The organism is Exiguobacterium sp. N4-1P (assembly GCF_002214325.1).
In genome coordinates this window covers 1,639,953-1,654,825 of the sequence record NZ_CP022236.1, presented here as the reverse complement: position 1 = coordinate 1,654,825, position 14,873 = coordinate 1,639,953, and the positions used below count along the sequence as shown (strand labels likewise).

Here is a 14,873-nt window from a genome sequence, read left to right as displayed (position 1 = left end):
ATGGTAAACTAACTAATAATACATAGACGTAAGGGGAGACAATATGTTACAGGTGATGGCAAAAAAAATGACACCTCTAGAAGAGCGGCGTTTCTTTTCCTTTAAACGTTCAGTTCCAAGTAAGGTGAACGACTTAGAACTCGTCTGTGATCAAGTGCGACATATTTGTCGGTACGATTGGATGTTATTTGAAAACGTCGAGCTCGACCGCCGCATGAAGATTGAATTTGCCTTAATCGGGCCAAAAGGATTGTTTTTAGTCCTTGTCAATCAAGAGGCTGCTGTATTGCTAAGTGATCAAACCTATCACGTCGAAGACGAGCAACGTGTTCAACGGGTTGAACAACGGCACCCAGTAATAGAGGCACAACGCCTCACGAAACATGTCAGATCACTTTTAAAGGCGGAAGGCGTGTCGATTCCTGTTCACACGATGATAGTATTCAAACAAGCGCCAAAGTTGCGTATGACGCGGGTTAAGTTTCCGATTGGCCAGTCCTTTGCCGCCATCAAGCCATGGATCGCAAGACGACAAGGAACTCCTGTCACGGAGAAAGATCGTAAACAGGTTGCTTTTATACTGGCAAACCATCAAAAATAAGCAACCTCTCAACTTACGGAGAGGCTGCTTATTTTTTAACGTCTTTTTTTAGGTTGAGTGAGAAAACGTTCGACACGGTCGATATCTTCTTTAAGTGCATAAATTGCAACACGATCGGCTAAATCTTTACTGAACCTTCGGAAAAAGATAGAGGTTTTAACACCTCGTTCGAGCCGAACTTCAAAACCGGCATCCGCTAGTAGCTCGTAATCTCGATGAAGCTGTTCGCCTTTTTCTCCAAATTCTTCACCGACGAGGACCCAACGCAAAGACTCTTTTGTGCGACGGGCGACGATGATGATGAACAGAACAACTAGAACGATGATCAAAAAGTATCGTATATTCATAAACTCCATGGATCTTATCACCTCATACCTATCATACGTGCTTACCGGGCATAAAGTAAACGTTCAAGGTAGCGAGAGAAAGGTTTAATCTTCAAGCCTTGCTGACGATAAGCGATGTAGCCGTCTGGACGAATCAAATACAGACCACATTGCTTAATCCCGAACTTCCGTGCGAGTTCTCCCCCCTGGTCGACGACCCCGTCTTCTTTTAGCTCTTGATGAATCGAGACGGTCTCAAACAGGTCCGGATAGGAGTAGGCGAGTTCTTTATAAGGGGTCAGTTCTGATTCATCGGACTGACGCGGTAAAAAGAGCAGCAATAAGAAATTTCGATCAGCGCGACGTAGCAGTAACTCATTTTTTTTCGTCCGCGGATTTACAACTTCGCTGTACGGCATCGGTTCACCCGGTTTCGGTGCAAGTAAGCCAAATCTCCCTTGCGTGACAAACGTATCGGATGGATGATAGTTACTATTCAATTGAGCAATCCGGTTCGTCACGTAATGATGAAGCGGTGTGATTTTTAAACTGTTCCGAATGACTTTTTCTTGCAGAGGTAGTAAAAATGGCACATTGATTTGCAACAATTCAGTCGCAAGGTTCGTCGAACGTAAAATTCCACGTGCCGCTTCCCGCCGTTCCGTACTATAAGAGTCGAGCAACGGGAAACTTGCTTTAAACTCATGTACACACCAAAGCTTCCAGGCTAGATTCATCGCGTCTGCGATTCCCGTATTCATCCCTTGTCCGCCGACAGGCGAGTTAATATGCGCTGCATCACCGATTAAGTAAATCCGGTGGTGACCAAACTTTTCGATGATTCGATTGTGGACACGGAACATGGAATACCAATGGACTTTTTTAAGTTTAAAGGGTACTTTCGCCCGATTTTTAAGAAAGTCTTCAATCGCCGCATGATCCGTCGGCACGACACCGTCCGTTAAATTGCCCGTAATTCGAAATAAGTTTGATTGTAATGGGAACGACTCGATTACTCCATGATCGGAAAAGAAAATATGGACTTCTTCTGACGAAAGCGGCCAGTCGACTTCAATATCAGCAAGCGCCCAAGATTCCTTGAACGACTTGCCACTGAAGGGAAGTCCTAGTTCACGCCGGACGAAGCTGTTCGCACCGTCTGCGCCGACTACGAACGAGGCATCGACTGTCTCGACGACATTGTTTTTTCGAATCGATGCCGTGACGAATGTTGGAAATTGAGCGAAGCCGGTCAACTCGGTATCCCGTTCGACACGATGTCCGTAATCAAGTAGGCGTTGTTCAAGAATCCGTTCCGTTTCACTTTGAGGTAAGAGTGTTACAAATGGGAAAGGTGTATTCAAATCCGTAAAATCAAGTTTTGCTTGCCAAGCTCCATTCACATAGAGATTTCCTTGATTAATCTTAATCGCTTCTGCCATCAGTTCCTCGGCAACACCGAGACGGGCAAACAATTCAAGTGAGCGTGCTTGAATACCGATTGCCTTTGAGACGACAGATGGTCCGCTCGCTCGCTCGATGATCCGGAATGTTAAGCCATACCGTGAGAGCGCGAGTGCAAGTGTCAATCCGGTCGGTCCGGCCCCGATAATCAATACATCTATGTTTTTCTTCACGAATAAGCCCCCCTTATTTTACTTCTTAGCCAAAAGTAGCTACCATTAAACTATACACCTAGCGGCTAACCGCAAGAGAGGATGAGTCGGTTGAACGAACAGTTATTTACAGCAGACCGTTTAGTAGCGAATTTCAAAGAGTATATTCGACAAAATGAGGCATATATGACAAAGACACAAGCATTGAATGCGTATTATAAAGTCGTTTCGGGCTCGATTCTTGCAGACCGAATCGCGAAGAACGCCGATTTGATTGTTCGGATGCGTCACTTAGAGGAAGCGTATCAGAGAGTTTCGCAGGAAGGACGATGAATAATCCCGTATTCGATCAAATCAAAGATGTATTCAAATCGACAAGGGACAGCCTTCCGCGGCAAGCAGCAGCAGTTCTTGTCCCGTTAGTCGAACGCGATGGGGAAATCTGCCTCCTCTTTCAAGTGCGGGCAAAAACGTTACGTTCGCAACCCGGAGAGATTTCTTTTCCGGGTGGACGAATCGATGCCGGAGAACAACCGAAAGAAGCGGCAATCCGGGAAACGCGAGAAGAACTCAATGTGACAGTGGAAGAAATTGAAGTCATCGGGACGTTAGAACCGCTCGTGACACCGAACCGCTCCATCATCTATCCATACGTCGGAATCATACAAGCGAATCAAATCGATCCCTCTCCGGATGAAGTCGATCATATTTTTTATGTCCCGTTAAACGCACTGTTGAACGCGCGTCCGATTGAAGGAGAGATGGAATGGCGAATTCGCCCGGGGAAAGCGGTTCCGACAAGTCGGATGGCGAATCGGGAAGCTTATCTTGATCGGACGTACAAAGTCGTCGAACATTTTTATGAGCATGAGGACTACTTGATTTGGGGATTGACGGCAAAGATTCTTCGCCAAGTGTTGAGTATGATTTCACGATACTAGCTTTTTTGTGAGTTCTTTTATATGATTAGTACTATCTGAACGTGTCAGGAGATGATTGAGATGGAAGAAACAGAAGAGTTATTTGATTATATCGTGGGCGATATGGTCAAAACGAAAGAAGGATGGGTCGCGGAAGTTACGGCTGTATTAACAAATACGGTTGTCGGTGATCTCTCGCATACAAAAAACTTTGAATCACTTGGATTCGAATTTGAAAAACAAGTTCTCCTCAAATCAGAGATTGAATTGTTAGAACGTAAAACAAAATAACACGGGACCCGACAACATATTGTCGGGTTTTTTGTTTGATTGAACCACCTCCACTTCGCTTAGAGGTGGAGGCTTCCTGAGCTATTCAATCTATCGGTCGAAAATTGATCAGGCTAACCCCGTCGTCCCGACGGTGGACCGTTTATCTTGCCCGAAGACGATTCATCTCCTATTTACACGAGGAGTTCACCCTGAACGTTTAGAAGTGGGAGATGAATCGTCTGATTTTGAATAAATATTCAAAGCGTGGATGAAAAGTTATAAACAAATCAGTCATTTGATCGCTGAATCGATTGGATGACCTCAATTTTAAGAATAAATTAACAGAATTTCATGAACAATCGTAATCATTACAAAGACGTTACAAGAATAAAAAGATGACAGAACGGTAACAATCATAGAAATGGCTTGATATCAACGATAAGAGCATATTTTGAAAGCGTGTAACCATTTCGTTACTTTTTGACAGATATATTTCAAATGACCTTTTAGGGTTTTCATCCGCAAATTCATCATGGTAAGGTGTTCGAGCCGTTAAAGGCCGGAAAGGTTGTTTTGAAAGATGAAACTAAAACAGATCGTACTTACAATCATTTTTACTTTTACAGGACTTATTCTTTTACCACATATGCATACGGAAGCCGCACAAATTGGAATCGGGACGGAAAAGAAAATCGTCCAAAATCCGCTCCAGATGAAACGAGAGGCTATTCGATTGGAAAAAGAGAAGCAAGCAGCAAAACGAGCTGAAGAACAGGCGAAACAACGTGCTGCAGAACAGGCAGCGCAACAAGAACGTGAACGCCAGGCGAAAGCCGAGCAGGAAGCAAAGCAAAAAAAGGAAACATTAGAAAAGGCAGAAGCACAGAAAAAACAACAAGCACAAGACGAAGCGAAACGTAAACAACAGGAAAATCAAAAAGAAGCGGCATCGACTGTCGAACCAAAAAAAGTAGCTGCCAAAAATGAAACTGGTGGGCGCCAAGAGACATTTGAAACGACGGCTTATACGAATGATGCAGCGCTGAATGGTTCATATGATGGAAAAGTTTTAACGGCTTCAGGCTATGATGTTACACATACGATTCATTTTGAAGGCCGACGGATTGTTGCGGTTGATCCAAACGTCATCCCCCTCGGTACGAAAGTGCATGTTGAAGGATTTGGAGATGCGATTGCTCTCGATACGGGAGGCGTCATCCATGGGAAAATCATGGATTTAATGATGGAAACGGAACAAGAAGCAATCAACTGGGGCCGACGTTCGGTCCAAGTTACGATTTACGAATAAGACTAAAAGAGTCATCTCGACCGAACGTTTCGGTCGAGATGGCTCTTTTTTAATGAAACTGCTAAAAAATCAGGTTTTGGAAACACTGATTAAGGGAAATTTTACAAAGATAATAAAACAAATAGGAAACGGAGGGATCATCTGTGATTGAATTTAAAGAAGTCGGAAAAACTTATGCCGACGGAACAAAAGCGGTCCAAAATTTGAATTTTACAGTGGAAGAAGGCGAAATCTTTTGTTTGATTGGTCCATCTGGTTGTGGAAAGACGACGACGATGAAGATGGTCAACCGATTGATTGATCATACAGCAGGTCAGATATGGATTAATGGAGAGCCGATCATGTCGATTGATGAACATGAACTTCGCCGGAAAATCGGCTATGTTCTGCAACAAATTGCACTTTTTCCCCATATGACGATTGAAGAAAATGTCGCTGTCGTTCCGCAGTTGTTAAAGTGGGACAAGAAAAAAGTTGCGAAGCGCGTCGACACATTATTCGAGTTGACGGGTCTTAATGAAAATTTAAAAAAGAAATATCCAAGTGAACTATCGGGTGGACAACAACAACGCGTCGGCGTCATGCGTGCGCTCGCTGCAGAGCAAGATGTCATTCTGATGGATGAACCATTTTCAGCCCTTGATCCGATTTCTCGAGACCAACTTCAAAATGACTTGATTCGATTGAACGGTGAACTCGGTAAAACGATTTTGTTCGTCACCCATGACATGAATGAAGCGTTGAAGCTCGGCAGTCGCATCTGCTTGATGAACGAGGGCGAAATCGTATTTATCGGAACAAAAGAGGAAGTCTTAGCGAGTGACGATCCCTTCATCAAAGAGTTCATGGGACAAGTCAGGGGGACGATATGATGAACGGTTTAGTCGAAACGTTTCAAAATCGAAAAGAAGAATTACTGCAGGCATTAATCGAACATATTCAACTTTCGGTCATTTCGTTATTAATCGCATGTTTGATTGCCATTCCTTTAGGCGTTTACTTATCACGAAATAAAAAAATTAGTGAATGGTCGATTGGTGTGACATCCGTCATCCAAACGATTCCTTCGCTCGCACTACTCGGACTGATGATTCCGCTTGTTGGAATCGGCACACTCCCGTCTGTCATTGCACTTGTTCTATATGCTCTTTTACCAATCGTCCGTAACACGTTTACGGGATTAGCAGAAGTCGACCCTTCAATTAAAGAAGCGGCCCGTGCCTGCGGAATGACACCGACGCAAAGTTTGTTGAAGGTTGAGTTACCGCTCGCTTTACCGGTCATGATGGCTGGTGTTCGGACAGCGATGGTTCTTATCATCGGGACGGCGACGATTGCTGCTTTGATTGGGGCAGGGGGACTCGGATCGATCATCTTGCTCGGAATCGACCGAAATGATAACAATCTCTTATTATTAGGAGCTATCCCGGCAGCCTTACTCGCGTTATTGTTCGATTTTTTATTACGTCAGACGGAAGTCGCCACAAAAAAACGGCAAACGAGCCGGATGGTCGTCGCCCTGGCCTTGATTGCGACACTGATTATCACGCCGTTCGCACTCGGACGGACGGAACAACCTGACTTGGTCGTCGCCGGGAAATTAGGGGTCGAACCAGAAATCTTAATGAACATGTATAAAATCGTCATCGAGGATGAAACGGACTTAAACGTCCAAGTCAAACCGAACTTCGGAAAGACGACGTTCGTCTATAAAGCCTTGCAATCGGGTGATATCGATCTGTACCCGGAATTCACAGGGACGGTCCTTGCTAGCTTAACGAATGAAAAACCGGTCTCAAATGATGCACAAGCGGTTTACGAGCAAGCACGAGATGGATTGGTCAAACAGGACCTCGCGCTTTTACCGCCGATGGACTACAATAACACCTACGCCATCGCAGTTCCGAAAAAAATCGCGGAACGGTATGACTTAAAAACGATTTCCGACATCAAGCGGGTTGCGAGTCAATTAACGGCAGGCTTCACGTTAGAGTTTAAAGATCGTCAAGATGGTTACAAAGGGATTCAAGAAAAATATGGTGTCAATTTTAAAGAAGTCGTGACGATGGAACCGAAATTACGATACAAGGCAATCGAATCAGGAGACATCGAAGTCATCGATGCCTATTCGACCGATCCGGAAATCGCGAAATATGACATGGTCGTCTTGAAAGACGATCAACAACTGTTCCCTCCGTATGAAGGGGCACCTCTGTTGCGCCAAGAGACGCTTGATGAGTACCCGGAAGTCGGGCAAGCATTAAAGAAATTAGATGGAAAAATCACGGATGAAGAAATGTCTAAAATGAATGAAGAAGTCGCCTATGGTGGTAAAACTGCCAACGAAGTGGCAAATAATTATTTGAAGAAAGAAGGAATCATTCAATGAAACTATTGATGATTAGTAACCCTTCCGCCGGGACGAACCGGAGTGGTCTTCTAGAAGATGTTATTAGTCCACTTGCGGAACAATTCAATGAAATCGTCATTAAGCAAACGAGTCGGGCAGGAGATGCACAGGAGTTTGCAGAAGAAGCGGGAGACTTCGATGCCCTTGTCGTCCTCGGTGGTGATGGAACCGTATTTGAAGTCATTAATGGATTAGCCAAACTGGAGACGCGTCCGATTCTTGGCATCGTGCCAGGGGGAACGTGTAACGATTTTGCACGGACACTCGGTTTACCGATGGTACCGTGTCTTGCTGCAGAGATGATTGCGACCCAACAAATCGTCGAAGTCGATCTTGGACAAGTCAACGATACGTACTTCCTTAACTTTTTGGGTCTCGGATTAATTGCTGAAGCATCAATTGGCATTGATACAGAAGAAAAAGTCCGACTTGGGAAAATGGGGTATTATCTGTCAACCATCCGCTCAAGCTTGGATGCAAAACCGTTTGCCTACGAACTTGAATTAAATGAAGGGCAAAAAATGACAGGAGAAGCCGTTTTGATTTTAGCAGCGAATGGCGAGTCGCTTGGGGGGATTGAAACGAATCTTTCGAACGGTGCATACAATGATGGGAAACTGGATTTAGTGATTGTCGATGAAGTCAACTTAGCGACAATCCGTGACGTGATCCTTCAAAAAATCGGACTGGCAAACGACCCATCTTTCACGCACATCTTAACGAGTGGTTTTACCTTAAAAACGGATTCTCCAAAAGTCATCGATACGGATGGTGAGAAGGCGCTGAACTCGCCTGTCGAGGTGAAGGTCTTACCGGAATTCTTAAAAATGTACGCTGGACAAAATCGTAAACTGAATCGAGCTTAACAAGATAATATCAGGAGAGACAAAAAAGATTCGAAGAAGAATCCATGTCTCTCCTTTTTTAGTGCATATGATTTTTGTTTTAATACAAACATGCGAATATGCGGTTATGCTTTGACGCTTTAAAGAAAATGTTTGATAAAGGATGACTTCTTGATTTAACTTTTGTACAATAAGGAAGTATTTTTGAAAAGGAGGTGGAGTACCATGAAAAGCAATGCATGGGCTTCAAAAGTTGGGTTTATCTTAGCAGCAGCAGGATCAGCGATTGGACTCGGTGCGATATGGAAGTTTCCATATACGACAGGAACGAATGGTGGAGGCGCTTTTTTACTACTATTTTTAGTGTTCACCTTGCTCCTCGGTCTCCCGGTATTGATTGCAGAATTTTTAATCGGTCGAACGAGTGGAAAAACGGCGTTGCGCGCTTTCGAAGAGTTGGGTCATAAGAAATTCACCTTTATTGGCGTGTTAGGTGTCATCACCTGTTTCTTACTCTTATCCTTTTACAGCGTCATCGGGGGATGGGTATTAATTTATACGGTTCTTGGTTTTTCCGGAAATTTGACTTCCATGAGTGGGGATCAGTTAGGAGAACTCTTCGGAACGATATCCGCCTCTCCACTCTATGCGATTTTAGGCCAAGTCGTATTCCTCATCATTACGGGATTAATCGTCTTGCGAGGTGTTCAGTCGGGAATTGAAAAAATGAGTAAAATCTTGATGCCATTATTATTCCTTTGTTTCATTATATTAGTGAGTCGGTCATTGACCCTTGAAGGTGCAAGTGAAGGGGTTCGTTTCTTCATCGAACCGGATTTCTCAGCACTGAACCGGACATCGGTCCTGAGTGCGCTCGGACAAGCCTTCTTTTCATTATCGCTCGGCGTCTCCGCAATGTTGACGTATGCCTCGTATATGAAAGAGCGTGGTCAAATCAATCGGTCAGCAGGATGGATCGTCTCTTTAAACATCGTCGTATCACTACTAGCCGGATTCGCGATCTTCCCAGCGGTCTTCGCTTCAGGTCTTGATCCTGCTGAAGGTCCTTCACTCTTATTCATCGTGTTACCAACAGTATTCAGCCAAGTCCAATTTGGAACAGTCTTCTTAACGTTGTTTTTCTTACTCTTTGCTTTCGCGTCGATCACTTCTTCAATCGCGATGCTAGAAGTTGTGGTTTCATCGATTACTGATCGAAAAGAAGATGCGACCGTCCAAAATAAGAAACGTAATACGATTATTACGACAATCCTTGTCGCAATAGTAGGTGTTCCATCAGCACTCTCCTTTGGAGTCGCGAGCGACATCATGTGGTTCGATAAGACAATTTTTGATTGGATGGATTTCCTCGTATCGAATATTTTGATGCCAATCGGTGCACTCTTGATTTCAATATTTGCTGGATTTAAACTTGATCGGGCGATTGTCGAACGTGAGCTAGCGACAGGTCCCCTGTTAAAACGAATGATTCCATTTTGGCGCTTTAGTGTATGCTACTTGAGTCCGCTCGCCATTTTAATCATTCTGATTTGGCCACTCGTATTCTCTTAAATGTTTGATTGAATCAGAATATGATTACGAGCACTAGCTTTCGTTTTGATTAACGGAAGCTAGTTTTTTTGATGAAAGTGATTTTTGAATAATCGAAAAATCTTATGCGTATATGTTACTCAAGAAAAGTAAAAAGTAAAAAGTAGATGCAATCCATTCAGCATCGTACATCTAGAGACGGATGCGGCCGGTGAAAGATTATGGTGAAATAAAGAGTAGAGAGGACTAACATTTATCGAAAACGGGAAACTTTTTGTTAAGACATCCGTAATGGTAAGATATAAGAAACAGTAGATTCATTCATGACACAAATAGATGGAGTCAATAGAAAGAGGGGATGACATGAAATCTTCTACATGGTGGATTTTCGGATCGATTGGTTTGATGTTCGTATTTCTTCAGATAGCAGATACGTTAAACTTTTCCGGAATCTTCGTAGCACTCGGTTTATGGTTCATTTGGAGCGGTTACCGGGCGAAACCCGGGAAGCGGTACCGGACAGAACGAAAATCAACAGAGATAAAACGACAAAATGTCAAAAAGAAATTGTTACTCGATGATGATGATCAATTTGTCGGAAGCGTCATCTTAAAGCCTGAACAAGCGACGCGCAGATTTGATGAAACGGATGATTTGGAGTTGCAAGTCTTGCAACGGACCGTCGAAGAAGGTTTCGTAAAGTTACAGGCATTCGATGGCATTATCCCATCGATCCGAGACAGCGAAGTACGTTCAGATATGCGAATCGTCTCGCGCGAAGCACATGTGTTATTTGAAGAATTATTTAATGCACCACGTGAAGTAAAAAAAGTACGCGACTTCTTCACGTTTTATCTCGATTCCTTATTATCGATTTCAGAAAAATTCGCAGATTTAGAACGACGTGGGGCTCAAGTGCAATTTGATACACGCGAACAACTGCAAGCGAACTTGAAGATGATTGCTCAAAAATTAAAACAACACCAATCCTTGTTGTTAGAAGGAGATACGGTCGACTTAGAGCGTGAACTTTTAACGATTGAAAAAGTTTTGGCACAAGAATCGGAACAAAGAAAACAGGAGGAGAGTTATAAACATGACCCATTCTGATAACAATTCATGGCAAGAGTGGCCGGACGAATCCAAAACAGAGGAACAGGCACAACCAACGATTTCTGATCCATCAGTTGACCTGAATCTTGCGGAAACACCAAAACACCGGACGCCAGTTCGTCCGGTTGAAGAAATGATTCCAAGTGACGTTCCAGCTGAACAGCGTCAAAAAATCGAACGTTTACTTCAAGTGATTGATTTGAATAAATCCGATGCCGTCATGCAATTCGGAGCACCGGTTCAACGGGAACTCTCGCAATTTTCAGATCAAGTGTTAAGCGAAGTCAAAATGAAAGATGGTGGCGACGCCGGAAAACTGTTGTCGGATTTAATGCAACGTGTCCGTCAAATGGACCCGGATTCGTTACAAGAAAAGAAAAGCTTTTGGTCAAACGTTCCCGTCATCGGACGGGCGAAGAAAAAAGCGGAGACCTACTTCTTACAATATGAAAAGATGAGTGCTTATTTAGAAGAGGTCGTTCATAATTTAGATCGTTCGAAGTTTGGCTTAATGAAAGACATTACGTTACTTGATCAAATGTATCAAAAAAATCGACGTTACTTCGAGGAACTAAATCTTTACATCGCAGCGGGTGAGACGAAGATTGCACACGTCAGAGAAAATGAGATCGAACCGCTTCGGACAGAAGTCGAGGTTTCACGTGACCAGACGAAACTACAAGAATTAAATGATTTGATTCAATTGACGGACCGGTTCGAGAAAAAAATTCACGACTTAAAGTTATCACGTACGATCAGTCTTCAAATGGCACCGCAAATCCGTGTCATTCAGCAGAATAACCAGATTCTTGCTGAAAAAATTGAATCTGCAGTCGTCAATACGATTCCACTTTGGAAAAACCAAGTCGTCCTCTCACTCAGTCTGTCTAGGCAAAAGAGTGCTTTGCAGATGCAAAAGGATGTTACAAATACGACGAATCAATTGCTCGAACAAAATTCACGTCTCTTAAAAGATTCATCGATTGAAATCGCAGAAGAGAATGAAAAAGGAATCGTATCGGTCGAATCGTTAAAAGTTGCGCATCAAAATTTAATCGAGACGCTTGATGAGACACTGCGGATTCAACAAGATGGGAAGCAGAAACGTCGCGATGCAGAGCATGAGTTAGAGCGGATGGAAAATGAATTAAAACAAAAAGTCATTGAAGTTGCTTCGAAAAGTCGCGAATTACCAAATCAACGATACTAAGGGACACGTTTACGTGTTCCTTCGTATTGTTTAAGGAGTGAACGTTATGGATCCGAAACAAGAGAAATGGGATACGACCTGGTTACTGTTTGCCCAGATGATGGCAGAACGTCATTCGAAATGTGCGTCGAAGTCTGTCGCATGCGTCATCGTCAAGGATGAAAAGCCAATTTCGATTGGAATCAATGGAACACCGAGTCAGCATGTGAACTGCAACGAAATTTTTTTAAAGCAACACGGGGTTTTCTATAAATCAATCAATGAAAATGTGTTGGAATCTGATACTACTATACATAATGGCGAAGTTTTTTATCGTTGTAATAACCAACAAGAACATCATGAATGGTCAAAGCAACATGAAATTCATGCGGAGATTAATGCGTTAGGAAAACTTGCTGCGGATTCGACGAGTGCGCGTCATGCGACGGCTTATGTCACGCATAGTCCGTGTCACGCATGTAGTTTAGCTTTAATCGCTTCAAAAATTGATCGCGTCGTCTATACGACGGGTTATGAATACGGCGATGGATTAAACTTGATGCGCCAAAGCGGGATTGAAGTCGTACATTTGCCATTAACAGAACAATATTTTCTTGAGAAAATTTTAGATAAAGGCTTGTAAACGCTTCCATTGCATTGTATGATGAAATCAAGCATTGCCATGGTAATTATTCACTCTTCCATTCGGGTTGATTTCTAACGAGATCAACCCACTTTTTTTGAAAATCAATTGACAGAACCTCCACTATCTGTGATGATGATTATAGAATATGACGAAGCGGAATGCCGCATTTTCATAATACACCTTTCAAGGAGCTGGAATGCCAGGTCGTTGAAAAAAAGTCCTGACTCACTCGAGTCAGGACTTTTTTAATGAGAGTAGGTGACGCGGGTTGACTCTTGTAGTCGACGTGCCCGAATCGAACACTTTTGTGCTGCTGCACCACACAGAACACGTTGTAGCCGTTGGCAAATGATATCGACTTGTGTCTGATGGAGAAAAAGTTTTTGGATGAGACGCGCGAAGATGGCATCGTATGAAGACAATTGTCTTTTGATTGCATTTGGTGTCATACTGTTCAGTTCTGCGGTGCTAAATCCCGCATCACTACTGAAAGCGGACAAGACGAGTAACTTGACGAGGTCAGATTGAACGTCGAGTCCGGCATGCTGTACTTGAATACAACATAAGTGGAGCTCCTGTTCGATTAAAGCCTGTAAAGGTGATTCATCTTTAGCCGTTATGCCATAGGCGACGACGGCCTGCCTCAGTTGAGCACGTGTTGCTGGATCGACTGTATCTCGCGCTGTGCGCATCACGACATCATAACTTGAAGAGAGTGAGCGAAGCATCATGAAAGTCCTCCTTAATTGGAAGTATTGTACATATGCATTCATCATAGCTGATTAAGTAAACGCTTACAATCATTCTTTTGTTTTGTACAGGTGGTGAGCGACTTTGATATGATGGACAATAGAGATGAGAGGAGTGATTCGGAAATGATTCGCTTATTTAAAGCAATTCCAGAGCAACAGATGCCACCTTACCTTGGGGATGAATTTGTGGTTGACGTATCAAATGCGTCAGGCGGCTTTTTGATTGAACGTCACGTTCCGGGAGAACAAATCGAAGAGACACTTTTAGTCGCTTCTGCGGAAATCAGAACGAGTCAGACAGGGCGTGAATGGTTACAGTTTACATTCAATTCATCGAGTGGTTCTTGTAAAGGAAAACAATGGTTGAATCAAGGAACGGCGGAAGAGGCGATGCGTCCTTATCTAGAGACGCGGATCGTCCACGTTACTGCCAAGGTCGAGGAATATCCCGTCGACTCAGGCAATAAGTCGTTGACTGTTCAACGCGTCAAGGCCGTCCATGATGTCGCTGGAACGACATTGTTACCTCAGATGCCGATGGAAGAGTCTGCGAGCGATTACCGGGATCAATTGATTGGCCTAGTCGAGCAAATGCAACAACCTTACCGCCAGATTGCCCTGCGTTGTCTAAACTTGTATTGGGATGATTTTTCGACGAGACCAGCGGCATTGTTCCATCACCATGCCTATATTGGTGGGTTGATGAAGCACACTGCTTGTATGATGACGATCGCGGCAGGAATCTGTCAATCGGAGCGACCTTATTTGACGTTACTCAAGTGTATTCAAGAAGCAGAAGCTGATCATAAAAACGATTTATTTCAAGCTCCTGAGCGAGCGACACGTCAATTTGCCTGGGACGACAGCTTCGATTCTCTTTATCAGGCGGCACGGTCGATTACGCTTCTCGATCAAGAACCGAATCAGGATGAACTCTTGTTAGGTGTCTTGTTGCATGACATCGGAAAGATTTGGGAGTATAATCATCTCGGCGCAACACCAAGTCGCTTCACGGACTTACTGCAAGTCGATGCGGCAGAGGAAACGTTATCCGGTATTGCGATTGATCCGCTTGGAAGTCTAGTCGGACATATGCCATACGGCTGTTTTGTGTTCGAACGCGCGTTGCGTGACGAGGCACTCCGGATTCCGTTAGACATGCATCATCGGATGATGCATCTCATCTTATCGCATCATGGAAAAAAAGAATGGGGTTCAAGTGTCACACCACAAACAACGGAAGCCTGGTATTTGCATGCGATTGATTTACTGGACGCACGAAAAGAGAAATGGCGAACGGCACAACTGCTGTAAGGAGTGAA

16 protein-coding genes are annotated in these 14,873 nt (G+C 43.7%); 13 read left to right on the top strand and 3 right to left on the bottom strand.

Translation table 11 applies throughout. From position 1 onward, the window contains the following. Positions 1 to 43: 43 nt before the first annotated feature. Positions 44 to 601, top strand: coding sequence for a nuclease-related domain-containing protein (locus A0126_RS08665; RefSeq protein ID WP_088837302.1), 558 nt, complete (start codon positions 44 to 46; stop codon positions 599 to 601). A gap of 35 nt (positions 602 to 636) precedes the next feature. On the opposite strand, the gene A0126_RS08660 is transcribed toward A0126_RS08665, so the two are convergent. Then, complete coding sequence (locus A0126_RS08660; protein WP_088837301.1) at positions 637 to 957, bottom strand: hypothetical protein; 321 nt, start codon at positions 955 to 957, stop codon at positions 637 to 639. 32 nt (positions 958 to 989) lie between these two features. After that, positions 990 to 2,564, bottom strand: a complete 1,575-nt coding sequence (locus A0126_RS08655) for an FAD-dependent monooxygenase (protein WP_088837300.1) — start codon at positions 2,562 to 2,564, stop codon at positions 990 to 992. Positions 2,565 to 2,654: 90 nt separating this feature from the next. On the opposite strand from A0126_RS08655, the gene yvfG reads away from it, so the two are divergent. The 11 genes from yvfG to A0126_RS08600 all read left to right on the top strand — a co-directional run bounded on the left by yvfG (position 2,655) and on the right by A0126_RS08600 (position 12,796). Beyond that, positions 2,655 to 2,876: a protein YvfG gene (gene yvfG, locus A0126_RS08650; protein WP_029330575.1), complete on the top strand. Its 222-nt coding sequence runs from the start codon at positions 2,655 to 2,657 to the stop codon at positions 2,874 to 2,876. Further along, positions 2,873 to 3,484 carry an NUDIX hydrolase gene (locus tag A0126_RS08645; RefSeq protein WP_088837299.1) on the top strand — a complete coding sequence of 204 codons (612 nt, stop codon included), beginning with the start codon at positions 2,873 to 2,875 and terminating at the stop codon, positions 3,482 to 3,484. Before yvfG ends, A0126_RS08645 begins: the two co-directional genes overlap by 4 nt. A 60-nt stretch (positions 3,485 to 3,544) precedes the next feature. Next, positions 3,545 to 3,754 carry a hypothetical protein gene (locus tag A0126_RS08640; protein ID WP_029330566.1) on the top strand — a complete coding sequence of 70 codons (210 nt, stop codon included), beginning with the start codon at positions 3,545 to 3,547 and terminating at the stop codon, positions 3,752 to 3,754. 562 nt (positions 3,755 to 4,316) lie between these two features. Then, on the top strand, positions 4,317 to 5,045 hold the full coding sequence (locus A0126_RS08635; RefSeq protein ID WP_088837298.1) for a 3D domain-containing protein: 729 nt from the start codon (positions 4,317 to 4,319) through the stop codon (positions 5,043 to 5,045). 143 nt (positions 5,046 to 5,188) lie between these two features. Then, positions 5,189 to 5,917 (top strand): ABC transporter ATP-binding protein, encoded by a 729-nt coding sequence (locus tag A0126_RS08630; RefSeq protein WP_088837297.1) that lies wholly within the window; start codon positions 5,189 to 5,191, stop codon positions 5,915 to 5,917. Continuing rightward, a complete protein-coding gene (locus A0126_RS08625; RefSeq protein ID WP_029330560.1) occupies positions 5,917 to 7,434 on the top strand; it encodes an ABC transporter permease/substrate-binding protein in 1,518 nt (505 codons plus the stop codon). Before A0126_RS08630 ends, A0126_RS08625 begins: the two co-directional genes overlap by 1 nt. Then, positions 7,431 to 8,321 (top strand): diacylglycerol/lipid kinase family protein, encoded by an 891-nt coding sequence (locus tag A0126_RS08620; protein WP_088837296.1) that lies wholly within the window; start codon positions 7,431 to 7,433, stop codon positions 8,319 to 8,321. The genes A0126_RS08625 and A0126_RS08620 overlap by 4 nt, the downstream gene beginning before the upstream one ends. A gap of 204 nt (positions 8,322 to 8,525) precedes the next feature. Next, positions 8,526 to 9,872 (top strand): sodium-dependent transporter, encoded by a 1,347-nt coding sequence (locus A0126_RS08615; RefSeq protein WP_088837295.1) that lies wholly within the window; start codon positions 8,526 to 8,528, stop codon positions 9,870 to 9,872. A 342-nt stretch (positions 9,873 to 10,214) separates the two neighbouring features. After that, positions 10,215 to 10,961: a 5-bromo-4-chloroindolyl phosphate hydrolysis family protein gene (locus A0126_RS08610; protein WP_088837294.1), complete on the top strand. Its 747-nt coding sequence runs from the start codon at positions 10,215 to 10,217 to the stop codon at positions 10,959 to 10,961. After that, positions 10,948 to 12,174 (top strand): toxic anion resistance protein, encoded by a 1,227-nt coding sequence (locus A0126_RS08605; protein WP_051667285.1) that lies wholly within the window; start codon positions 10,948 to 10,950, stop codon positions 12,172 to 12,174. The genes A0126_RS08610 and A0126_RS08605 overlap by 14 nt, the downstream gene beginning before the upstream one ends. 46 nt (positions 12,175 to 12,220) lie before the next feature. After that, a complete protein-coding gene (locus tag A0126_RS08600; RefSeq protein ID WP_088837293.1) occupies positions 12,221 to 12,796 on the top strand; it encodes a deoxycytidylate deaminase in 576 nt (191 codons plus the stop codon). Between the two features lie 248 nt (positions 12,797 to 13,044). Here A0126_RS08600 and A0126_RS08595 read toward each other — a convergent pair whose 3' ends face one another. Then, a complete protein-coding gene (locus tag A0126_RS08595; RefSeq protein WP_088837292.1) occupies positions 13,045 to 13,530 on the bottom strand; it encodes a hypothetical protein in 486 nt (161 codons plus the stop codon). A 144-nt stretch (positions 13,531 to 13,674) separates the two neighbouring features. On the opposite strand from A0126_RS08595, the gene A0126_RS08590 reads away from it, so the two are divergent. After that, positions 13,675 to 14,865 carry an HD domain-containing protein gene (locus tag A0126_RS08590; RefSeq protein ID WP_157898486.1) on the top strand — a complete coding sequence of 397 codons (1,191 nt, stop codon included), beginning with the start codon at positions 13,675 to 13,677 and terminating at the stop codon, positions 14,863 to 14,865. Positions 14,866 to 14,873 lie beyond the last annotated feature (8 nt).